The following is a 20,408-nucleotide window of genomic DNA, read 5'->3' as shown; positions in this document are numbered from 1 at the left end:
CGGAGCCCCGGGTGACCCGCTGCGCGCAGGTCACCCGGGGCCGTGTGCGAGTGGTGCCGTCAGCCCTTGGCGAGGGCCCCGTAGCGGAACTTGAACGACGGGTCGAGGGTGTCCTCGGCCCCGGTGACGTCGGTCCCGGTGACGGCGACCTGGGCGCCCTGCAGGTAGGGCACCGTCGACAGGTCGTCGGCGACGAGCTCCTGGATCTGCTCGATCAGGGCCTGGCGCGCGGCGGGGTCGGCAGTGGTCGCCTGCTGCAGGATCAGGTCGTTCACCTGCTGGTTGCTGTAGTGGTTGCCGAGGAAGTTCTCCCTGAGGAAGAACGGCGTCAGGTAGTTGTCGGCGTCGGAGTAGTCCGGGAACCAGCCGAGCTGGTAGGCCGGGTAGACGTCGGCGGTGCGCTGCTCGGAGTACTGGGTCCACTCCGTCGTCTGCAGGTTGACCGCGAACAGCCCGGTGGACTCCAGCTGGTCCTTGATCAGCGCGTACTCGTCACCCGACGACGGGCCGTAGTGGTCGTTGGAGTACTGCAGGTTCAGCTCCACCGGGGTCTGCACGCCGGCGGCCTGCAGCCGCTGGGCGGCCTTGTCGGCGTCGGGCCCGCCGTTCCCGTCGCCGTACTTCTCCTGCAGCGGCGAGATCGCTCCGGTCAGGCCCTCGGGGACGAAGGAGTACAGCGGGGTGAAGGTGCCCTTGTAGACCTGGTCGGCCAGCTCCTGCCGGTCGATCAGGTCCGCGACGGCCTGCCGGACGGCCTGCGCCTTGACCGGGTCGGCCTCGGGCGTGGTGCCGCCGAACGGCTGGGTGTTGAAGTTGAAGACGATGTAGCGGATCTCGCCGCCGGGGCCGTCGACGACCTTGACCTGGTCGTTGCCGCGCAGGTCCTCGACGTCGGTGGCGGTGAGGCTCCGGAAGGCGACGTCGATGTTGCCCTCCTGCACGTCCAGCTTCAGGTTCGAGGCCTCGGCGTAGTACCGGACGTTGACCTCGGCGGTCTTCGGCGCGCCCAGCAGCCCCTGGTAGTCGGGGTTGGCCTCGTAGCTGACCAGGTTGTTCAGGTCGTAGCTGGTGATCGTGTACGGGCCGGCGAACGCCTGGCCGTCGACGATCTCCTGGTCCGGCGTCAGGGCGTCCGCGGCGAAGACGTCCTCGTCCACGATCGGGCCGGCCGGGCTGGAGAGGATCTGCGGGAAGACCTGGTCGTCGGGCGACGTCAGGTTGAACACCACGGTGGTGTCGTCCGGGGCGTCGACGCTGGCCAGGTTGTACAGCAGCGAGGCCGGGCCGTTCTCGTCGTTGATCGCGACCATGCGGTCGAAGGAGAACTTGACGTCCGACGCGGTCAGCTCGTTGCCGTTGGCGAAGGTCAATCCGGGCTTCAGGGTGACCGTGTACTGCGTGGGCGAGGTGAACTCGGCCGACTCGGCGATGTCCGGCTCGACGTCCGGGCTGCCCAGCGGGGTGTTCATCAGGAACGGGTAGACCTGGTTCATCACGGCGAAGGAGCCGTTGTCGTACGAACCGGCCGGGTCGATCGTGGTGACCTTGTCGCTGGTGCCGATGACGAGCGAGCCGCCACCGCCCCCGCTCTCCCCGCCGCCGCCGGAGCCGCCCTCGTCGCTGCCACCACCGCACGCCGACAGCGCCAGCGCCGTCGCCGTGATGCCGGCCGTCGCGGCCAGCAGTCGCCGGCCGTTCCTGGACCCGGAGTTCATCCGCCACCTCGTTCTCGTACAGGCGGCAGGCGGGCGCACAGGGCCCCGTCGCAGCAGCCGCCTGTGGCCATTGGGTGATCGACAGCTAACACCAGGGTTCCCACCAGGTGAGAACCCGGGCGGTGACCGTGACTGACTTGTGATCGGTGGGTGGCCGAACTCCCCCGCGCCGGGTCAGAACCGCCCGCCGCCGCCACGTCGGCCGCGGCTGCCGGACCCGCCGAAGCTGCCGCCGCCGCCCCGCCGGCCTCCGCCGCCACCACCGAAGCTCCCACCACCGAAGCCCCCGCCGCCGTAGCTCCCTCCGCCGAAGCCGCCCCGGCCCACCGACCCGCGCGGCCCGCCGAGCAGGATCCCGCCGAGCACCAGGCTGCCGAGGTCGACGCCCGGCCGGCCGCCGTAGCCGCCCCCGTAGCCGGGCGGGACCGGGCCGGGGCCCCAGCCGGCACCGCCGGACCAGCGGTCGACGTCCTCCCGGGCCAGGTCCAGGGCCTGCTGGGCGAGGGTGACCGCCGTCTGCGCCTCACGCAGCGCGGCCTCCGGCTCGGCCGGGCCGGTGGCGACGGCGGCGTCCAGCCGGCGCTGCGCCTCGGCGAGCCGGGTGCGCGCCTCCGGGCCGACGGCGCCCCGCCGGGTGCCGATGAAGTCGCCCGCGGCATCGATGGCCGCCCGGGCGGTGAGCAGGGTCTGGTCCAGCGCGGCGGCGGCCCGGCGGGCGCGGGTCTGGGCGTCGCGCGCGCCGGCCAGGGCGGTGTCCAGCGCGGCGTCGGCCTCCTCCAGCCGGCGGAGCGCGGCGAGGGGGTCGGGGCGCTGGTCGGCCGCCGGCTCGGCGGTGGCGGCCAGCGCCGCCTCGGCGCGGGCGACGAGCGGGGCCAGTCCGGCGGTGTCACCGGCGGCCTGGCCGAGCAGCGACCGGGCCTCGGCGAGGTCCTGGTCGGTCTCCGCCCGGACGGCGTCGATGCGCTGCGCGGCGCCGTCCAGCTCGGCGGCCAGCCGGCCGATGGCGTCCAGCAGGGTGCGGCTCTGGGCGACGGCGTCCTCGGCGACGCGCAGCGAGCCGACCGCCTTACCGGCCTGCCCTGCCTGCACGTCGGACCGCGCGTCCGCGATCTCCTGCTCGGCGGCCGCGAGCCGCGCCCGGGCCTGCTCGACGTTGTCGGCCACCGGCGCGAGCGCGGAGTCCGCCCAGCGCTCGCGCAGCGCCGCCAGCCGCCGCTCCTCCTCCGGCACCCGGGCCTGCAGCGCGTCCACCTCCGGGGCCAGCCGGTCCAGCGCCTGGGGCGCGGTGCGCTCGAGGTCGCGGAGCTCGTCGAACGCCGCCGCCTGAGCGTCGAGCCGGGCGTCGGCGGACTCGGTGAGCCGCAGCGCCTCGGCGAGCATCCGACGTTGGGTGGCCTCGTCCTCGGGGATCTCGTCGTCCAGCTGCTGGCGGAGGGTGAAGGCCTGGTGCAGCTCGGCCTGGGACTGGGCCAGCGCCTCGGCGAACCCGGCGACCTGCTCCTCGCCGTACTGCGCACGGGCGAAGTCCAGCTCGAGCTGGCTGGTGCGGCTGGCCTCGTCGAGGTCGAGCAGCGCCTGGCTGGTGCGGAAGGTGAGCTGCTCGGTGGTCTCGTCGGGGAAGGGGTCCGCCGCCCGGGCCGCGGCGACCTGCTGCTCCGCGGCCTGCTTGCGGCGCTTCCGACTGCGGACGAGTGCGTACCCGCCGCCGCCGACCAGCGCGATGGTCGCGAGCACCCCGAGCGCCGCGCCACCGCCCTCGGAGCCGTTCCCGGCACCGCCGGCGGGGTTCCCGCCCAGCCCGTCGGCGAGGGCGACCACCGAGGCGTCCCAATCCCCCGCGGCGAGCTCGGGTTCCACCTGGGAGCTGATCACGTCGGCGATCTCGTCGTCGGTGGGACCGACGGCGGCGCCGGGGTCCCAGCCGTAGGCCCGGTCCTCGATCGCCACGGCGAACAGCAGGTCGTTGCCACCGAGCCCGGACAGCTCGGCCGTCTCCTGGGCCCACGTGGTGCCGTCGGTCCCGTCGAAGCTGTCGACGAAGACGACGAACAGCTGGACGTCCCCCTCGGCCTGCAGCTCCTCGATCTGCTGCTCGTGGCTGCTCTCGTCGTCCAGGGCCCCGGCCGTGTCGGTGACCGGCCCGGTGAGCGCGAAGGGCTCGTCGGCGGCGGCCGTGCCGGTGAGGAGCAGCGGCACGGCGAACGCGGACAGGACGGCGGACGACCGGACGAGGCGGGACATGCCGCCCATCGTCGCCGATCAGGCCGGAGCCGGGGCGGTCGGTGCTGCCACGGCGTGCAGCCGCCGCTTGGCGACCGCGATCGGCACCTGCCCGACCAGGGCCGGGATCAGCCAGAAGACCGGGTTGCCCGTCTCGGCGATCAGCACCCCGGTCACCAGGGCGATGTACGAGCCGCCGAGCAGGTGCGGCTGCCAGCTCCGCCATCCGGACCAGCTCCGCCGGCGGGCCAGCGCACCGGTGACCGCCAGCGCCTCGGTCGCCACCGCGACCGGGACCAGCCACGTCAGCCCCGGTCCGGTGACGGCGAGGAAGCCGGCGGAGAGCGCGACCGACCCGACCGCTGCCTGGTAGGCGCCCGCCAGGCCGCGCGCCGGCAGGCCGCGCCGGCGGGCCACCAGCCAGGCCGGCCCGAGGAGCAGGCCGGCCGTGCCGAGCAGGACGTGCAGGGACAGGACGGTGCCGCGCACGGCGACCACTCCCTCCGGCGGGGCCGCGGACCGGCCAGGTGCAGGAGCCGGGCCGTGGAGACCCCGTCCGCCCGGCGGGTGCACCGAGCCTGTCCCCGGCCGGTCACCGGCGACAGGTGCCGGATGTCAGCAGCCGGCGGGCCGGATGTCAGGCCGGGGCTCAGCCGTCCTGCGGCTGCATCACCGAGAACGACGCGCCCCACGGGTCGGCGACCACGGCGAACCGGCCGAAGGGCGTGTCCTCGGCGGCCATCAGCACCTTGCCGCCGCCGGTCTCGACGGTCCGGACCGCCTCGTCGGTGCTCGCCACGGAGAAGCAGGCCCCCCAGCCGCGCGGCAGACCCGGGGACAGCCCGCCGAGGCCACCCAGGGGGCGGTCCTCGGTGGCGAACACGGAGTAGCCCTCGGCGTCGGGGATCTCCTCCCAGCTGAACCCGAAGACCGCGGAGTAGAACTCGCGGGCTGCGGCCTGGTCGTCGACGGCGGCCTCGTTCCAGACCAGCGATCCCGGCTCGTTGTAGATCTCCACGCCGGTGGTGAGGCCGGCCTGCCAGAGGCCGAACGGGTTGCCCTGCGGATCGGCGGCGATCGCCATCCGGCCCATCGGCCCGACGTCCATCGGTGGCGTGATCACCGACCCCCCGGCTCCGGTGATCCGGGCGGCGGTGGCGTCGGCGTCGTCCGTGGCGAAGTACGTGGTCCAGCGGGGCGGGTCGTCCGGGTCCATCTGCGGCCCGAGCCCGGCCGCCTTCCGGCCGCCGGACAGCGCCATCAGGTAACCGCCGTACTCGGGGTCGCCGCCCTCGTACGTCCAGCCGAGCAACGAGCTGTAGAAGTGGCGTGCCGCCTCGATGTCGGGCACACCCAGGTCGACCCAGCAGGGGGTGCCGGCCGGCCAGGCGGTGTCTCGGGTGGGCATGTGTCCTCCTCGTCGAGGATGTGCACTCGGCCGGACGGCCGAGGGAGCGACCGTGCCACCGGCCACCGACGGTTCCGGCCGCCGGGCGACACGACGTCTGCACGCCGTGCCGCTGGGTAGGCCACCGTGCACCGACCGCACTCCCCACCCAGGAGCAGCCCGTGCCCGAGCCCGATCGTGTCCGCGCCAGCGACCTGCCACCGGGCGCCGTCCGGCCTGCCGGGCCCTGGGCGGTGGCCAACGCCGACGGCCGGCTGGTCGCGGTCTCCCGTCGCTGCCGCCACCAGCTCGCCGACCTCGCCCAGGGCAGCGTCGACGCGGAGAACTGCCTGGTCTGCCCCTGGCACCAGAGCCGCTACGACCTGCACACCGGCGAGATGGTGTCCGGGCCGCGCGGCTTCCTCGGCTACCACGGCCCGGCTCCGGGCTACTCCGGCCTGGTCAAGCTGTTCGGCCAGGTGGTCCGGCTGCGCGTCCGCCGCGCCCTGCGCCGCGGCGACGACGTCGTCGTGGAGGAGTGAGACGAGCTCCCTGGTCCCGGCCGGAGCGGCCTCCCTGCAGGGGCCCGACCGCGAGCGTGCGAGCGGTTGGGGGTAGGGAGGTCCTCAGGCGATGCGGCGGCGGCCCTCGAACGCCCGGCCGAGGGTGACCTCGTCGGCGTACTCCAGGTCACCACCCACCGGCAGCCCGCTGGCCAGCCGGGAGACCGCCATCCCCAGCGGGCCGACGAGCCGCGCCAGGTAGGCGGCGGTCGCCTCGCCCTCCAGGTTGGGGTCGGTGGCGATGATCAGCTCGGTGACCGTGCCGTCCATCAGCCGGGTCATGAGCTCCTTGACCCGCAGGTCGTCGGGGCCGATGCCCTCGATGGGGCTGATCGCCCCACCGAGCACGTGGTACCGGCCGCGGAACTCCCGGGTCCGCTCGATCGCGACGACGTCCTTGGGCTCCTCGACGACGCAGATGACGTCGGTGGCCCGCCGCGGGTCACGGCAGATGCGGCACTGCTCGCCCTCGGCGACGTTGAAGCAGGTCACGCAGAAGCGGACCTCCGCCTGCACCCGCTGGAGCGCGGCGACCAGCCGGCCCACGTCGGCCGACTCGGCGGCCAGCAGGTGGAAGGCGATGCGCTGCGCGCTCTTGGGACCGACGCCGGGCAGTCGCCCGAGCTCGTCGATGAGGTCCTGGACAGCGCCCTCGTACACGGTGCTCCTACGGCTGGGCGGGGCACGGGGCCCCGCGTGGTCAGAGGCCGGGCAGGCCCAGCCCGCCACCGAGGCCGCCGGCGAGCGGGCCCATGGTGCGGGAGGCGAGGTCGTTGACACCGCGCTGGGCGTCCCGGATGGCGGCGATGACGAGGTCCTGCAGGGTCTCGACGTCGTCGGGGTCGACCGCGGCGGGCGCGATGGTCAGCGCGGTGATCTCACCGCTGCCGGTCATCGTGGCGCTGACCAGCCCGCCACCGGCGGTGCCGGTGACCTCCGCCGAGGCCAGCTCCTCCTGCGCGGCGGCGAGCTGCTGCTGCATCTTCTGGGCCTGCTTCATCAGCTGCTGCATGTCGGGCTGGCGTCCGGGTCCGGGCATGTACCGAGAGTAGGCGCTCGGGACGACGCCCTGCCCGGGACGCGACGTGCCGGGCGTGGGTCAGCTGTCGATCGGGCGGGCGCCCAGCTGCGCGCGCAGCAGCGCCAGGGCCGCCTGCTCGGCGTCCACCACGGGCGCGGCGTCCTCGGCGCCGGGCGCGGCGTCGCGCTCGGCGAGCAGCTCGGCCGCCTCGGCCCGCTCGGCCTTCTCGACCGCCGCCCGCGCCGCCTCCGGCGTGACGGTCGGGCCGGCGGCCGGCTGGCCGGGCTGGTCGACGACGACCTGCACCTTCCACCGGACGCCGAGGAGCTCCTCCAGCGACTGGCGGACGACGTCCTTGTTCAGGTCGTCACCCAGCATCTTGGCCAGCGCCGGGGACGTGGCCGCCAGGGTGAGCACGCCGTTGGTGACGTCGTGCACCTGCGCGCTCTTGAGCAGCGCCTCGGTGGTGCGCTTGTGCCCGCGCACCACCTTCATCAGCTCCGGCCAGATCCGCCGGACGTCGGCCGTGGTCAGCTGCCCGTCGCCCGCGGCCGGCTCGGGGGTGGCCGAGACGACCGGCGTGGGTTCCCCGCCCCGCGGCTGCGGCGCGCTCTCCGCCGCGGCCCGAGGCGCGGCCGGCGCCGACCGGGGTGCGGGGGCACTGGCGGGCGCGGAGGGCCGGGCGGGCTGCGGCCAGTCCTCCTCCTCGTCGCTCGGCTCGGGCGGCAGGGGGATGTCCGGCTCGTCGGCGGCCACCCGGGGACGGCGCTGCTCGGGGGCGGGCGCGGGCTCAGCGGCCGCCGCGCCCGCCGCGGCGGGGGCCGGGCGGGCGGGCTCGGCCGGAGCGACCGGGCGGGCGGGCGGGCCCGAGCCCGGGCGCACGGTGACCGGCCAGCCGTCGTCACCCTCGGGTGCCGGAGGCGACGCCGGCGTCCCGGGTCCGGTGGGCCGGCCCTCCTGCTGGGGTGCCGGAGCAGCCGCCGGGGCGGGCGCCGGAGCCGGCCCGGCCGCCGGGGCCGTGGCTGGGGTCTGGCCGCGCTGCGAGGGCCGCACGTACGCCCCGCGCGAGCCGGACGGCGCCGGCGCAGCGGGTTCGGCAGCCACCGCGGGGGCCACCGCGGTGGCCGGCTCGCGCACCGGCTCCCGGACCGGCGCGGCCACCGGCGCGGGCTCCGGCCGGCCGGCGTGCTCGCCGGCGATCGACATCCGGCGCTCGAGCCGCTCGAGGCGCTGCAGCGTCGCCGCCGCCGAGCCGTCCACCGCGGGCAGCAGCATCCGCGCGCAGACGAGCTCCAGCAGCAGCCGCGGCGCCGTCGTCCCGCGCATCTCGGTGAGGCCCTCGTGCACGGTGTCGGCCAGCCGGGACAGCGTGGCCGCGCCCAGCGCGGAGGCTTGGCGGGTCATCAGGTCCAGCCGGTCCGGCGGGCAGTCGAGCAGCCCGTTGCCGCCCGCCTCCGGCACGGCGTTGAGCACGATCAGGTCGCGCAGCCGGTCGAGCAGGTCGGTGGCGAAGCGCCGCGGGTCGTGCCCGGCCTCGACCACCCGGTCGACCGCCTGGAACACCCCGGGGGCGTCGGAGGCGGCGAGCGCGTCGACCGTCTCGTCGAGCAGCGCGTCGTCGGTGACGCCCAGCAGGCCCACCGCATCGGCGTAGGTGACGCCCGCGGACCCGGCGCCGGCCAGCAACTGGTCGAGGATGGACAGCGAGTCCCGCACCGAGCCGCCGCCGGCCCGCACGACCAGCGGGAACACGGTCGGCTCGACCTGCACGCCCTCGGCGGCGCAGGTCTTCTCCAGCAGCCCGCGCAGCGTGCTCGGGGGCACCAGCCGGAACGGGTAGTGGTGGGTGCGCGACCGGATGGTCGGCAGCACCTTCTCCGGCTCCGTCGTCGCGAAGACGAAGACCAGGAACTCCGGCGGCTCCTCGACCACCTTGAGCAGGGCGTTGAAGCCCTGCGTGGTGACCATGTGCGCCTCGTCGACGATGTAGACCTTGTAGCGGCTGTGCACCGGCGCGAAGAACGCCTTCTCGCGCAGGTCGCGGGCGTCGTCGACACCACCGTGGCTGGCCGCGTCGATCTCCATGACGTCGATCGAACCGGGCCCGTCGGGGGCGAGCGAGACGCAGGACCCGCAGACCCCGCAGGGGGTCGACGTCGGGCCCTGCTCGCAGTTCAGCGAGCGGGCCAGGATCCGCGCCGAGGACGTCTTGCCGCAGCCCCGCGGGCCGCTGAACAGGTAGGCGTGGTTGATCCGCCCGCTGTCGACCGCGTTCATCAGCGGGGCGGTGACGTGCTCCTGCCCGACCACCTGGGCGAAGGTCGCCGGGCGGTACTTCCGGTAGAGCGCCAGAGCCACGCAGCGAGGTTACTCAACCGGGCTCGGCCCCCGTCCCGCGCGGAGGCGCGCGGCGAGCCTCGGGACGAGGCCGGGGGGAGGATGAGGGACCCCCCGCACACCCGCCAGAGCCCGCTTATCCTTGCTGCCTTCCGGCCCTGGGGAGGTTCACAGGATGACGCCGTACGAGGGGTCGGCCTCCACTGTAGAGGACGCCGGCAGCCGGGAAGTCGGGTGCCGTCCGCGGACGGCCTCGCTAGGCTCCTCCGCCATGACCGGGTGCCTCCTCGTCCTGCCCCCGCCGCGCTCCTGACCGGAGCACCGCCGGGCTGACCGCCTCCCGCCGACCGGCGGGGGCTCCTGCGCCGTGTTCCGGACCGCGTCCCCTCTTCCGGAACCACCCAGGAGCGTCATGTCCACCCGCACGACCCCCACGCCCACCACGTCCGCCCGTGGCTTCATCCTCGTCGTCCTCGCCGCGCTGTGCTGGGGCACGTCCGGCGTCTGTGCCGACGTCGTCGCGCGGCGCACCGGCCTGGACCCCCTCGACATCGCCTGGCACCGCATGGCCGTCGGCGCAGCCGTGCTGCTCGCCGCCCACCTGGCGGTCCGCCGCCGCGCCGCGGCCGCGGTGCTGCTCCCCCGCGCGGCCCGCGGCCGGCTGCTGCTGGTGGGCGCCGGGCTGGCCACCTACCAGTGCGCCTACTTCGCCGCCGTCCCCGCCGCCGGGGTGAGCATCGCGACACTCGTCGCCCTCGGCCTGGCTCCTCTGCTGGTGGCCGTGGGCACCACCGTCCTCGGCCACGGGCGGCCGGACCGCGCCACCACCGCCGCGCTGGGCGTGGCGCTGGCCGGGCTGGTGCTGCTGGTCGGCGTCTCCGCGGGCGGGGACGCCGGTGACGCCGTCCTGCTGGGGGCGCTGTCGGCGGCCGGCTGCGCGATCGCCTACGCGGGGGTGGTGATCGCCTCCTCCGGCGTGCCGGACGGCGTGCCGACGACGACCGCCGGGTTCGTGATCGGCGCGGTGCTGCTGACCGGGGTGGCGCTGGTGGCGGGGCTGGACCTGACCGGCGACCCGCTGAGCCTGGCGCTGCTGCTCTACCTGGGGACGGTGCCCAGCGCGCTGGCCTACGGGCTGTTCTTCGCCGGGGTGCGGGTGGTGCCGGCCGCGGTGGCCTCGATCGTGACGCTGCTCGAGCCGCTCACGGCCACCGCCCTGGCCACCGTGCTGCTGGGCGAGCGGCTCTCCCCGGCCGCGCTGGCCGGGGGGGCCCTGATGCTCGGCGCCGTGACGGCGCTCTACCTGCGGAGGATGGGAGATTCGAACTCCCGAGGGCTTGCACCCAACCCGCTTTCCAAGCGAGCGCCATAGGCCACTAGGCGAATCCTCCAGTGCGGGGCAGTCTACCGGGCAGACCCGCACGAGTCAGCCGCGCCCCCGGGCCTCGCCCGGCCCGGACGTCGCGGTGGTGGTTGAGTGACCGGGGACGGCGACCGCCGAAGAGACCCAGCGACCGGGAGGACGGACATGAGCGAGCCCGAACAGGTGCGCCCCGAGGTCGTCGCGGCGATCGTCGCGGCGCTGCGCGAGACCGACCCGAGCAACCTCCCCGCCGACGCCACGCGCGCGGAGAAGGACGCCGCGAAGGACGCGTACCTGTCGGCCATGGTCGCGGACCGCGCGCAGCGGGACCGGCAGAGCCGCGCATGGGAGCTCCTGCTCACCCGCGGGCACGAGGACCCGCCGAGCTGGGCGCAGCTGTTCGACGAGCTGCCGGACAGCTCCATCCCCGAGCTGGGCGAGCTGTACGACGCGCTGCCCGAGGGGGCCCAGGCCGAGTACGCGCGCCGGTTCGGGGCGCCCGTCAACGCCTGACCCAGCGGCGCGCCGGTGCAGAGGGGACGACGCCGGTGACGGTGCCTGGCGACCGGGTGGCCGACCGCTACCTGCTGCGCTCCCGCCTGGGCGGAGGGGCGATGGGTGCGGTGTGGCTGGCCCGCGACGAGCTGCTGGGCCGCGACGTCGCGGTGAAGCAGGTCCTCATCCCGGCGGGCAGCGACGCGGAGGTGACCGCGGGGCACCGCGAGGCGGCGATGCGCGAGGGGCGGATCGCCGCCCGGCTCAGCCATCCGCACGCCGTCTCGGTGTTCGACATGGTCGACGACGCCGGCACCCCGTGGCTGGTCATGGAGTACCTGCCCTCCCGCAGCCTGGCCACGGTGCTGCAGGAGGGGGGCACCCTGCCGGTCCCCCAGGTGGCGCAGATCGGCGCCCAGGTGGCCGACGCGCTGGTCGCCGTCCACGCGGCCGGCGTCGTCCACCGGGACGTGAAGCCGGGCAACATCCTCATCGGCGAGGGGCCGCGCAGCCAGGGCCTGGTGAAGATCACCGACTTCGGCATCAGCCGGGCAACCGGCGACGTCTCGCTGACCCAGACCGGCGTGGTCAAGGGGACGCCGGCCTTCCTCGCCCCCGAGGTGGCGCGCGGCCAGGACCCGGACGCGGCCAGCGACGTCTTCTCCCTCGGCGCCACGCTGTACGCCTGCCTCGAGGGCTCACCGCCGTTCGGCATGAGCGAGAACCCGCTGGAGATGCTCTACCGGGTCGCCGGGGGCGACTTCCAGCGGCCGCGGAACGCCGGCGTCCTCACCCGGCCGCTGATGAGGATGCTCAACTCCGACCCGGCGAAGCGCCCGACGATGCCCGAGGCCCGGGACCAGCTGGCGCGGCTGGCCGCCGGCCGGGACGGGGACGTCACCGAGGTGCTCAACGCGCGCACCGCCCTGCCACCGACCGTCACCGACCTCCGGTCCGTCTCCGGTGACGCGCCGCCCCCCACCACCACGCCCGCCGGTGGTCCGCCGACCGCCGTCGGGTCGCTCTCCCCCGAGGCCCCCGCCGGGTCTGCCCCGACGGCCGAGCCGCCCCGCCCGGCGGTCCCACGCAGCCCGGGCGCGCCGGCCCGCCGGCGTGGGGTGCTGGCCGCCGTGCTCACCCTCGTGCTGCTGGCCGGTCTGGTCACCGCAGGGGTCCTGTGGGTGAACCGGGAGCCCTCGGACGGGGGCACGCCCACCGCCCAGTCCAGCTCCGCACCGAGCACGCCGGGGCCGTCCACCGCGGCGCCGTCCAGCACGGCGGCGCCCTCGACGACCGAGGAGACGACCTCGCCGTCGGCGCCGCCGACCACCACCGAGCCGCCACCACCGCCCGCGCCGGCCCCGGACACGGCCGCGGAGGTGCAGGAGGCGATCACGAGCTACTACGCGCTCCTCCCGGACGACCCCGAGGCGGCCTGGGAGCGGACCGGGCCGCGGTTGCGCGCGCAGGTCGGCAGCCGCGGTGACTACATCGCCTTCTGGAACCGCTTCGAGTCGGTGGACCTCGGTGCGGTGCAGGCGCGGGACGGCTCCCTGGTGGCCACCGCGCCGGTCACGTTCGAGGACGAGGCCGGCGGTGTCAGCGCCGAGCAGCACGAGATCACGCTGGTCCGGGACGACGACGGCCGGCTGCTGATCGACTACGACCTGGCCGTGTGAACGACGACGGCGGCGCCCCGGAGTCGGGACGCCGCCGTCGATCTGCGGTGGCGGTGGGATTTGAACCCACGGAGGCTTGCACCTCACACGCTTTCGAGGCGTGCTCCTTCGGCCGCTCGGACACGCCACCGCCGACGAGACTACAGGCCGCGCATGGAGCGGAAGAAGGCGCGTAGCAGCGCGCCGGACTCCGCCGCGCGCACCCCCGCCACGACCTCGGGCCGGTGGTTGAGCCGGCGGTCGCGGACGACGTCCCACAGCGACCCCGCGGCGCCGGCCTTCGGGTCGTCGGCCCCGTAGACCACCCGCGCGACCCGGGCGAGCACGCTGGCCCCGGCGCACATCGTGCAGGGCTCGAGGGTGACCACCAGCGTGGCGCCGGTCAGCCGCCAGCCGTCGCCGTGCCGCCGGGCGGCCTCGCGCAGGGCCAGCACCTCGGCGTGCGCGGTCGGGTCGCCCCGCTTCTCCCGCTCGTTGGCGGCCTCGGCCAGCGCGGCGCCGTCCGGCCCGAGGACGACGGCGCCGATCGGCGTGTCGCCCCACTCCTGCGCCGCGGCCGCGAGCTCCAGCGCCCGCAGCATCGCCTCGTCGTCGGTCACCGGACCACCTGGTGGATCGTTGTGCTCTGAGTCGCCCGGCGACTCAGAGCACAAGCGTCCGAGGCACAGGTCACCGCAGCTCCACCCCCGTCAGGACCTCGAGCTCGATGAGGGCGGCGTCCGGATCGCCGACCTCGATCGTCCGCATCCCCAGCGCGCGGGCGGGCTCGAGGTTGATCCGCTTGTCGTCCAGGTACACGCACTCGGCCGCGGCGAGCGGCCGGCACACCGCCGCGGACAGCCGCTGCACGGCGCGCGCGTAGATCTCCGGCTCCGGCTTGCGCAGGCCCTCCACCGAGGACTCCACCACGGCGTCGAACAGCCCCAGCAGCTCCCCCAGCGGACCGGCCCGGTCCATCGGCGCGACGTTGTTGGACAGCATGCCCAGCGGCAGCCCGGCCTCGCGCAACCGCCGGGCCGCCGCGACCATCCCCGGCCGCAGCTCCCCGCCCAGGGTGGCGAGCACCCGGTCGGCGTCGACCGTGTGGCCGGCGGCCCGCGCCTCCGCCTCGTACGCGGCCCGGAAGCCGGCGACGTCCAGCTCACCGCGCTCGAGGCGGGCCCACGCGTTGGTGTCCGGGTGGGTGGTCTGCAGCCGGCGGATCAACCCGTCGGGGAGCCCGGCCTCGGCCTCGTACGCGGCGTAGGCGGCCATCGGGGTCTCGGTGAACACCCCGCCGAGGTCGAACACGACGGCGGTCACCGTGCGCACGCGGCCACCACCGCCCGCAGCTCCTCGCCGAACCCGATCCGCTCGGCGATCTGCAGCACCATCTCGTCGGCCCACAGGTCGTCCGCGCCGACCAGCCGGGCCAGCTCCTCGGCCGGCAGCCCGGCGTCGGCGAGGACGTCGAGGTCTCCCCCGGGCCAGCCTTCCTCGTCCTCGTCGAACGAGGCCTCGTCCACCGCGATGCCGTAGCGCTCGACCACCTCGGCGGCGAGCAGCCACTCCTGGAACGTCGCGTCGGAGATGAGCGCCCTCACCATGCCGCCGGGGCCGTGCCGCAGCACGACGAAGTACAGCCGGCTGTCGACCACGACGACGAACGGCCCCGGCCACTCGGCGGCGCCCGGCTCCCCCAGCGCCCGTTCGAGCACCGGCAGCTCGTCGGAGGCGTCGGCGGCCAGCAGCTCGCAACGCCACCGCCCGTCGGCGCGGCCGACGCGGACGGCGAAGCTCGGCAGCAGCGCGGTCATGCGGCGCGGGGAGCCGGCGGGGGCGTCATAGCCTCTGATCATGGCCGACGCCCCCGCGCAGGACAGCGCCGCCGTTCCACCCGGGCTGTTCGCCGCTCTCGCCGCCGACCCGCTGGCCGCGCACCTGGGCATCGCGCTGGAGGAGGTGCGGCCCGGCTACGCCCGCGCGGCGATGACCGTCGGACCGCAGCTGCTCAACGCCGTCGGCACCGCGCACGGCGGCGCCACGATGGCACTGCTGGACGTCGTGCACGCCGCGGTCAGCAACAGCCACGGCACCGTGGCGGTGGCCCAGGACGTGCACACCGAGTTCCTGACCCCCGGGCGGCCCGGTGACCGGCTGGTCGCCGAGGGCGTCGAACTGCACCGCACCGGCCGGACGGCGGTCTACCGGATCGAGGCGACGGCCCAGGACGGGCGGCGGGTGGCGACCGCGCTGGCCCGCGTCTTCCGGCTCGGCACCCCCTGGCAGGTGGGGGCGTGACCGCGTTCCCGGTGCCGACCATGCCCGCGCCGCCGGTGTCCGTGGTCGGGCTCGGCCAGCTCGGCGGCTCGCTCGCCGCCGCGCTCGCCGCGGCCGGCCGGGAGATCAGTGGCTGGGACGTCGATCCCGCGGCCCGGGACGCCGCCGCCGCACGCGGGGTCCAGATCACCTCGGAGGTGGGGGGCGTCGTCGTCCTCGCCGTCCCGCTGCCGGTGCTGGACCGGGCGCTGGACGACCTCACCGTCGCCCCGGACGCCACGGTCACCGACGTCGGCTCGATCAAGGTGCCGGTGCTGGCCGCCCTCGGCCCGCGGTTCGGCGACCGGTACGTCGGCGGTCACCCCATGTGCGGGACGGAACGGTCCGGCCACGCGGCCACCGACCCGTCCCTCTTCACCGGAGCCCGCTGGGCGCTGTGCCTGGAGCCGGGCACCGACCTGCGGCGCTGGCTGCGGGTCGCCGAGGTCGCGCTCGCCGTGGGCGCCGAGGTCGTGCCGGTGACCGCCGCCGAGCACGACGACGCCGTCGCCGCGATCAGCGCCGTCCCCCACCTGCTCGCCGCCGCACTGGCCGCCGCCGCGGAGCGGGCGGGGCCGCTCGCCCTCGCGCTGGCCGCCGGCAGTTTCCGGGACGGCACCCGGGTGATCGGCAGCGACCCCGCGTTCGTGACAGCGCTGGTCGAGGGCAACGCCGGGCCTGCCGCCGCGGCGCTGGACCGGGTGCGCGCCCAGCTCGACCGGCCGGTCGCCGAGCTCGTCGCGGCGGGGCACGCGGCGCGGACGGCGCTGGGCGACCCGGCGGACCGGCGGCCGGTCCGGGTGCCGCTGGACCGGCCGGCACTGCTGGCGCTGGGCCGCGCCGGAGGTGCGGTCACCCGGCGCCTGGCGGCCTTCGTGGAGGGCTGGGTGCCCGGCTCCTCCGGACACCAGGCGTGAGGACGGCGGGCTCGGGGCAAGGCACGACCCGACGACCCGACGGGAGAGGGAGCTGATGGACGACAAGGAGATCCGCGGCCGCATCGAGGAGCTGGTGGAGGAGGAGCACCGGCTGCGCGACAGCGGCGAGCACACCGAGGAGCAGCGCGCCCGCCTGCGGCAGATCGAGGAGGACCGCGACCAGCTCTGGGACCTGATCCGCCAGCGGGACGCCAAGCGGCAGTACGGCGAGGACCCGGACGAGGCCCAGCCGCGCCCCGAGCCGCAGGTGGAGAACTACCTCCAGTAGCCGGCCGGGCCCGCACCGCCCGCACAACTTCGGGCCCGAAGTGTTGCCCCCTGGCCTCCGGGTAGGGGCTCCGCTGATCCGGGGGTGCCGCCCGCGGACGGGGACGCGACGAGGAGCAGGCCGATGGTGGTGCGGGGCGCACGGGAGATCCGCCGGGCAGTGGTGACCGGGGGTGCCGGTTTCCTCGGCTCCCACCTGTGCGAACAGCTGCTCGACCGGGGCGTCGAGGTGGTCTGCCTGGACAACTTCCTGACCGGCTCCCCGGGCAACGTCCTGCACCTGGTGGAGCACCCCGGGTTCCGGCTGATCCGCTGCGACGTCACCGACTACGTGCACGTCCCCGGCCCGGTCGACCTGGTGCTGCACTTCGCGTCCCCGGCCAGCCCGCTGGACTACCTCAGGATGCCGATCGAGACGCTCAAGGTCGGCAGCCTGGGCACCCTGCACACGCTCGGCCTGGCCAAGGAGAAGAACGCCCGGTACGTGCTCGCCTCCACCTCCGAGGTGTACGGCGACCCCCTGCAGCACCCGCAGCGGGAGGACTACTGGGGCAACGTCAACCCGGTCGGCCCACGCGGCGTGTACGACGAGGCCAAGCGGTTCAGCGAGGCGCTGGCCACCGCCTACCGGACGTCGCAGGACACCGACACGGCCATCGTCCGGATCTTCAACACCTACGGCCCCCGGATGCGCCCGGACGACGGTCGCGCGATCCCGGCCTTCGTCGGGCAGGCGCTGTGCGGCCGCCCGCTCACGGTCGCCGGCGACGGCTCCCAGACCCGCTCGATCTGCTACGTCGACGACACCGTGCGCGGCATCCTGGCCCTGGCGTCCTCCACCGAGACCGGGCCGATGAACATCGGGAACCCCGACGAGCTGTCGGTGCTGGAGCTGGCGCACCGCATCCTCGAGCTGACCGGCTCGGACTCCGAGATCAGCTTCATCGACCTGCCGGTGGACGACCCGAAGGTGCGGCGGCCCGACACCTCGCTCGCCGAGCAGCGGCTGGGCTGGCGTCCGGCGGTGCCCTCGACGGAGGGGCTGCGCCGCACGGTCGAGTGGTTCGCCGCGCAGCGCGAGTCGCTCGCCGCCCGCGCGGGTTAGGGCACCCGGACGAGGAGGCCGGCCAGGGCGTCGACCACCTCGTCGACGGCGACCCGCGCGAGCGCGGGGTCCAGCTCGGTGCCCCACGGGTCACCGGTGCCGTCGCCGTGCCACAGCACGACGTGCTGCGCGCGCGGCGGCGGGCCCCACAGCGCCGGGGACACCGGGCCGAAGAGCACCACCGACGGACGTCGGTAGGCGGTCGCCAGGTGCGCCACCCCCGTGTCGCCGCAGACCACCACCCGGGCAGCGGCGACGACGGCGGCGAGCTCGAGGGACGTCGTCGTCCCGGCCAGCACCGCCTCCTCCTCCAGCCCGGCCAGCTCGGCGACCTGCCGGGCGAGGTCCCGCTCGGCCGGTCCGCCGGTGACCACGACCCGCTCCCCCGCGGCGGTCAGGTGGCGGGCCACTGCCGCGAAGCGCTCGGCCGGCCAGCGGCGGCCGGGGAAGGCGGCCCCCGGGTGGACCACCGCGACGTCCCGCACCGGCGGCTCCACGTCCGGCACCCGCAGGTCGAGGGCGTCGGGGTCGCAGTCGACGCCCAGGCCCTCGCTCACCAGCCGGCACCAGCGGCGGACTTCGTGCTCGTCGGGGTACCAGGTGGGTCCCGGGTAGCCGGGGCTGTCGAAGGTGAGCAGCCGCCGGGGGTGCAGCCCGGCGACGACGACGTGCGAGGCCGGGCCCTTGCCGTGCAGGTCGACGGCGAGCTCCGGTGGCGGCCCGGGCCAGTCCAGCGGCTCGAGCTCGACCGCCGGCAGCACCTCGTCGACGGCGTCGATCAGCCCGGCGAGCGGCGCCAGCGCCCGGGTGGTGGCCAGCACCAGCCGGTGCCCGGGCACCGCCGTCCGGATCGCGCGGATCGCCGGCACCCCGGTGAGCAGGTCCCCCAGCCCCAGCGGCCGCAGCACGACGGCCGTGGGTGAGGTGCTGGAACGGCCCTGCTGCAGGGGCCCACGGCGAGCTTGCGAGTCGTGGGGGGCAGCGGGGTCCTTCATCACACCCGGGAGCGCTCGACCAGGGCGGTGGTCGAGCGGCCGGGCAGGTACGGCAGGACGACGGCCTGCCCGCCCCACTGCCGCAGCACCGCGGCCTCGGGCAGGTCGGCACCCGCGTAGTCGCCGCCCTTCGCCCAGACGTCGGGCCGGAGCCGGTCGAGCACCTGTGCCGGGGTGTCCTCGTCGAAGACGACGACGGCGTCGACGAACTCCAGCGCCTCCAGCACCCGCGCGCGGTCCGCGGCGGTGACCAGCGGCCGCGAGGGGCCCTTGAGCCGGGCGACCGAGGCGTCGGAGTTGATGCACACGACCAGGCAGTCGCCCAGCCCCCGGGCGGCCCGCAGGGTGGCCACGTGTCCGGCGTGCAGCAGGTCGAAGCACCCGCCGGTGGCCACGACGGTGCCACCCGCGGCGCGCACCCGGGCGAGCACCCCGTCGACGCCCCTCGCCGGCCCCACCTCGGCGGCCGGCACGGCGTCCCAGGAGGTGGCCCCGCCCCGGGCGACGAACGCGCCGGCGGCGGCGACGGCGACGGTGACCGCCTCACCGGTCACGGCCCCGCCGGCGAGCGCGACGGTGACCGCGGCGGCGAAGGAGTCCCCAGCACCGCACGGGTCGCCCCCGGTCACCGGCGTCGCCGGCACCACCAGGGGCGCGCCCTCGCCGTAGGACAGCAGGGCACCGCGGGAGCCGAGGGTCACGGCGACCGCGCCGACACCCCAGTGCCGGATCAGCGCCTCGGCCCGGGCGCCCACCGCGGCCAGGCCGCTGCCCGCGACGTCGGGGACGACCCGGGCGGCCTCCGCGCCGTTGGGCGTGACCAGCCGGGTGGAGGGCACCGGGTCCGCGCCGCGGGGGTGCGGGTCCCAGACGACCGGGCCGCGGGCGGCCGCCAGCGCCTCCCGGACGTCGGGGGCCGACGTCGTCCCCCGGCCGTAGTCGGCGACGAGCACGGCGGCCGCGTCGCGGATGGCCGCGGCCGCCTCGGCGGGCAGGGCGCCGAGCTGGGCCGCCGGCGCACCGCTGTCCAGCCGGACGACGGAGTGGTCGCCCACCCTCACCCGCTGCTTGACCGCGGTGCCGCCGGTGGCCGGGACCGCGATCAGCCGCACCCGGCCGTCGAGCAGCGCCCGGAGCCGCTCGGCCCCCTCGTCGTCGGTCAGCGGGGCCACCAGCACCACCTCGGCGCCGGACTGGGCGGCCAGGACGGCGGCGAGCGCGGCACCGCCGGGGCGTTCCCGGCGCTCGACGTCCTCCACCACCGGCACCGGCGCGTCCGGCGTGAGCCGCGACGCGGTGCCGACCAGGTCGACGTCCAGCAGGGCGTCGCCCACGACCACGACGGACGGACGCATCACTTGATCACTTCCACGTGGTTGGTCGACGAGATCCGCGGCGACTCGGCGAGCACGGCGGCGTCGAAGGCGGCGCACAGCAGGTGCAGCGCGACCAGGTGGCACTCCTGCACGGTCGCCGTCCACGGCGAGTCGATGCAGACCGCGTCGTGGGCCACCGCCGCCAGCGGGTTGGGGGCCGGGCCGGTCATCGCCAGCACCGTGATCCCGCAGTCGCGGGCCCGCCGGGCCGCGGCCACCGCGTTCGGCGACCGGCCGGACGTGGACAGCAGCACCAGCACGTCCCCGGGGCGGCCGTGCGCCTCGACCTGCCGGGCGAACAGCTCGTCGGCCGGGTAGTCGTTGGCGATCGCAGTGAGGCTGGAGGTCTCGGCGGTCAGGCAGATCGCGGAGAACGGCGGGCGGTCCGCGCGGTACCGGCCGACCAGCTCGGCGGTGAGGTGCTGCGCCTGGGCGGCGCTGCCCCCGTTGCCGGCGGCCAGCAGCCGGCCCCGGCTCGCGCCGCAGAGCACGTCGGCCAGCAGCCGCCCCCACCGGTCGAGCGTCTCGACGTGCCGGGACAGGTCCCCGAGCGCGGCGGTCAGCGAGGCGACGTGGTCGTGCCCGGTCAGGTGGGTGCAGGTGTCCGGTGAGACGACCTCACGGGCGGACGGGACGGCGGTCACGACGG

General features: G+C 75.9%; 20 protein-coding genes, 2 tRNA genes, 1 other RNA gene and 1 pseudogene. 8 read left to right on the top strand and 16 right to left on the bottom strand.

Annotated features, from left to right (window positions below):
- Positions 1-59 precede the first annotated feature (59 nt).
- The 4 genes from HL189_RS04115 to HL189_RS04100 all read right to left on the bottom strand — a co-directional run bounded on the left by HL189_RS04115 (position 60) and on the right by HL189_RS04100 (position 5,343).
- Entirely contained in the window at positions 60-1,715 is a 1,656-nt protein-coding gene (locus HL189_RS04115) for an ABC transporter substrate-binding protein (RefSeq protein ID WP_369132431.1), read from the bottom strand.
- 174 nt (positions 1,716-1,889) lie between these two features.
- Positions 1,890-3,956 (bottom strand): TPM domain-containing protein, encoded by a 2,067-nt coding sequence (locus HL189_RS04110; RefSeq protein ID WP_369132430.1) that lies wholly within the window; start codon positions 3,954-3,956, stop codon positions 1,890-1,892.
- 18 nt (positions 3,957-3,974) lie between these two features.
- The gene (locus tag HL189_RS04105) at positions 3,975-4,424 is read right to left on the bottom strand and encodes a hypothetical protein (RefSeq protein ID WP_369132429.1); all 450 of its coding nucleotides are present in this window, start codon (positions 4,422-4,424) and stop codon (positions 3,975-3,977) included.
- A gap of 160 nt (positions 4,425-4,584) precedes the next feature.
- Positions 4,585-5,343 carry a VOC family protein gene (locus tag HL189_RS04100; protein WP_369132428.1) on the bottom strand — a complete coding sequence of 253 codons (759 nt, stop codon included), beginning with the start codon at positions 5,341-5,343 and terminating at the stop codon, positions 4,585-4,587.
- A gap of 161 nt (positions 5,344-5,504) precedes the next feature.
- Here HL189_RS04100 and HL189_RS04095 point away from each other — a divergent pair, with 161 nt between their 5' ends.
- Complete coding sequence (locus tag HL189_RS04095) at positions 5,505-5,864, top strand: Rieske (2Fe-2S) protein (protein WP_369132427.1); 360 nt, start codon at positions 5,505-5,507, stop codon at positions 5,862-5,864.
- A gap of 84 nt (positions 5,865-5,948) precedes the next feature.
- Here HL189_RS04095 and recR read toward each other — a convergent pair whose 3' ends face one another.
- The 4 genes from recR to ffs all read right to left on the bottom strand — a co-directional run bounded on the left by recR (position 5,949) and on the right by ffs (position 9,441).
- Positions 5,949-6,545, bottom strand: coding sequence for a recombination mediator RecR (gene recR / locus HL189_RS04090; protein WP_369132426.1), 597 nt, complete (start codon positions 6,543-6,545; stop codon positions 5,949-5,951).
- Positions 6,546-6,585: 40 nt separating this feature from the next.
- On the bottom strand, positions 6,586-6,924 hold the full coding sequence (locus HL189_RS04085) for a YbaB/EbfC family nucleoid-associated protein (protein ID WP_369132425.1): 339 nt from the start codon (positions 6,922-6,924) through the stop codon (positions 6,586-6,588).
- 60 nt (positions 6,925-6,984) lie between these two features.
- Entirely contained in the window at positions 6,985-9,264 is a 2,280-nt protein-coding gene (locus tag HL189_RS04080) for a DNA polymerase III subunit gamma and tau (protein ID WP_369132424.1), read from the bottom strand.
- A gap of 81 nt (positions 9,265-9,345) precedes the next feature.
- Positions 9,346-9,441: signal recognition particle sRNA small type (gene ffs, locus HL189_RS04075), an RNA gene on the bottom strand.
- A 214-nt stretch (positions 9,442-9,655) separates the two neighbouring features.
- Between ffs and HL189_RS04070 the strand changes: the two are divergent.
- Positions 9,656-10,483, top strand: a pseudogene (locus tag HL189_RS04070) (DMT family transporter); the annotation flags it as partial.
- 66 nt (positions 10,484-10,549) lie between these two features.
- Here the strand turns inward: HL189_RS04070 and HL189_RS04065 are convergent.
- Positions 10,550-10,634, bottom strand: a tRNA-Ser gene (locus HL189_RS04065).
- 137 nt (positions 10,635-10,771) lie between these two features.
- Here HL189_RS04065 and HL189_RS04060 point away from each other — a divergent pair.
- Positions 10,772-11,119 carry a hypothetical protein gene (locus tag HL189_RS04060; protein WP_369132423.1) on the top strand — a complete coding sequence of 116 codons (348 nt, stop codon included), beginning with the start codon at positions 10,772-10,774 and terminating at the stop codon, positions 11,117-11,119.
- A 35-nt stretch (positions 11,120-11,154) separates the two neighbouring features.
- Positions 11,155-12,780 carry a protein kinase gene (locus HL189_RS04055; protein ID WP_369132422.1) on the top strand — a complete coding sequence of 542 codons (1,626 nt, stop codon included), beginning with the start codon at positions 11,155-11,157 and terminating at the stop codon, positions 12,778-12,780.
- 45 nt (positions 12,781-12,825) lie between these two features.
- On the opposite strand, the gene HL189_RS04050 is transcribed toward HL189_RS04055, so the two are convergent.
- From HL189_RS04050 to HL189_RS04035, 4 genes are all read right to left on the bottom strand, one after another.
- Positions 12,826-12,910: transfer RNA gene (locus HL189_RS04050), tRNA-Ser, on the bottom strand.
- A 10-nt stretch (positions 12,911-12,920) separates the two neighbouring features.
- Positions 12,921-13,379 (bottom strand): nucleoside deaminase, encoded by a 459-nt coding sequence (locus HL189_RS04045; RefSeq protein WP_369132421.1) that lies wholly within the window; start codon positions 13,377-13,379, stop codon positions 12,921-12,923.
- 70 nt (positions 13,380-13,449) lie between these two features.
- On the bottom strand, positions 13,450-14,091 hold the full coding sequence (locus HL189_RS04040; protein WP_369132420.1) for an HAD-IA family hydrolase: 642 nt from the start codon (positions 14,089-14,091) through the stop codon (positions 13,450-13,452).
- The gene (locus HL189_RS04035) at positions 14,079-14,618 is read right to left on the bottom strand and encodes a tRNA adenosine deaminase-associated protein (RefSeq protein WP_369132419.1); all 540 of its coding nucleotides are present in this window, start codon (positions 14,616-14,618) and stop codon (positions 14,079-14,081) included. The genes HL189_RS04040 and HL189_RS04035 overlap by 13 nt, the downstream gene beginning before the upstream one ends.
- On the opposite strand from HL189_RS04035, the gene HL189_RS04030 reads away from it, so the two are divergent.
- The 4 genes from HL189_RS04030 to HL189_RS04015 all read left to right on the top strand — a co-directional run bounded on the left by HL189_RS04030 (position 14,617) and on the right by HL189_RS04015 (position 17,388).
- Positions 14,617-15,060, top strand: a complete 444-nt coding sequence (locus tag HL189_RS04030) for a PaaI family thioesterase (RefSeq protein ID WP_369132418.1) — start codon at positions 14,617-14,619, stop codon at positions 15,058-15,060. The two genes, HL189_RS04035 and HL189_RS04030, sit on opposite strands and share 2 nt — an antisense overlap.
- Complete coding sequence (locus tag HL189_RS04025; protein WP_369132417.1) at positions 15,057-15,995, top strand: prephenate dehydrogenase/arogenate dehydrogenase family protein; 939 nt, start codon at positions 15,057-15,059, stop codon at positions 15,993-15,995. The genes HL189_RS04030 and HL189_RS04025 overlap by 4 nt, the downstream gene beginning before the upstream one ends.
- Before the next feature lie 55 nt (positions 15,996-16,050).
- Entirely contained in the window at positions 16,051-16,284 is a 234-nt protein-coding gene (locus HL189_RS04020; RefSeq protein ID WP_369132416.1) for a DUF2630 family protein, read from the top strand.
- Between the two features lie 123 nt (positions 16,285-16,407).
- A complete protein-coding gene (locus tag HL189_RS04015) occupies positions 16,408-17,388 on the top strand; it encodes a UDP-glucuronic acid decarboxylase family protein (protein ID WP_369132415.1) in 981 nt (326 codons plus the stop codon).
- Here the strand turns inward: HL189_RS04015 and HL189_RS04010 are convergent.
- The 3 genes from HL189_RS04010 to HL189_RS04000 form a co-directional block, all read right to left on the bottom strand.
- Positions 17,385-18,296 (bottom strand): glycosyltransferase family 9 protein, encoded by a 912-nt coding sequence (locus HL189_RS04010; protein ID WP_369132414.1) that lies wholly within the window; start codon positions 18,294-18,296, stop codon positions 17,385-17,387. The two genes, HL189_RS04015 and HL189_RS04010, sit on opposite strands and share 4 nt — an antisense overlap.
- Before the next feature lie 86 nt (positions 18,297-18,382).
- The gene (gene rfaE2, locus HL189_RS04005) at positions 18,383-19,738 is read right to left on the bottom strand and encodes a D-glycero-beta-D-manno-heptose 1-phosphate adenylyltransferase (RefSeq protein ID WP_369132627.1); all 1,356 of its coding nucleotides are present in this window, start codon (positions 19,736-19,738) and stop codon (positions 18,383-18,385) included.
- On the bottom strand, positions 19,738-20,403 hold the full coding sequence (locus HL189_RS04000) for an SIS domain-containing protein (RefSeq protein ID WP_369132413.1): 666 nt from the start codon (positions 20,401-20,403) through the stop codon (positions 19,738-19,740). The genes rfaE2 and HL189_RS04000 overlap by 1 nt, the downstream gene beginning before the upstream one ends.
- Positions 20,404-20,408 lie beyond the last annotated feature (5 nt).

The sequence above is a fragment of the Modestobacter sp. I12A-02662 genome, from assembly GCF_041028325.1.
Classification (GTDB): Bacteria; Actinomycetota; Actinomycetes; order Mycobacteriales; family Geodermatophilaceae; genus Modestobacter.
This window is presented reverse-complemented; position numbering and strand designations above follow the sequence as displayed.

What these genes read in the sequence shown, in the direction of transcription:
- HL189_RS04115 (WP_369132431.1), bottom strand. Translation starts at nt 1,715, where the DNA reads ATGAACTCCGGGTCCAGGAACGGCCGGCGACTGCTGGCCGCGACGGCC.
- HL189_RS04110 (WP_369132430.1), bottom strand. Translation starts at nt 3,956, where the DNA reads ATGTCCCGCCTCGTCCGGTCGTCCGCCGTCCTGTCCGCGTTCGCCGTG.
- HL189_RS04100 (WP_369132428.1), bottom strand. Translation starts at nt 5,343, where the DNA reads ATGCCCACCCGAGACACCGCCTGGCCGGCCGGCACCCCCTGCTGGGTC.
- HL189_RS04085 (WP_369132425.1), bottom strand. Translation starts at nt 6,924, where the DNA reads ATGCCCGGACCCGGACGCCAGCCCGACATGCAGCAGCTGATGAAGCAG.
- HL189_RS04060 (WP_369132423.1), top strand. Translation starts at nt 10,772, where the DNA reads ATGAGCGAGCCCGAACAGGTGCGCCCCGAGGTCGTCGCGGCGATCGTC.
- HL189_RS04030 (WP_369132418.1), top strand. Translation starts at nt 14,617, where the DNA reads ATGGCCGACGCCCCCGCGCAGGACAGCGCCGCCGTTCCACCCGGGCTG.
- HL189_RS04035 (WP_369132419.1), bottom strand. Translation starts at nt 14,618, where the DNA reads ATGATCAGAGGCTATGACGCCCCCGCCGGCTCCCCGCGCCGCATGACC.
- HL189_RS04020 (WP_369132416.1), top strand. Translation starts at nt 16,051, where the DNA reads ATGGACGACAAGGAGATCCGCGGCCGCATCGAGGAGCTGGTGGAGGAG.
- HL189_RS04015 (WP_369132415.1), top strand. Translation starts at nt 16,408, where the DNA reads ATGGTGGTGCGGGGCGCACGGGAGATCCGCCGGGCAGTGGTGACCGGG.
- rfaE2 (WP_369132627.1), bottom strand. Translation starts at nt 19,738, where the DNA reads ATGCGTCCGTCCGTCGTGGTCGTGGGCGACGCCCTGCTGGACGTCGAC.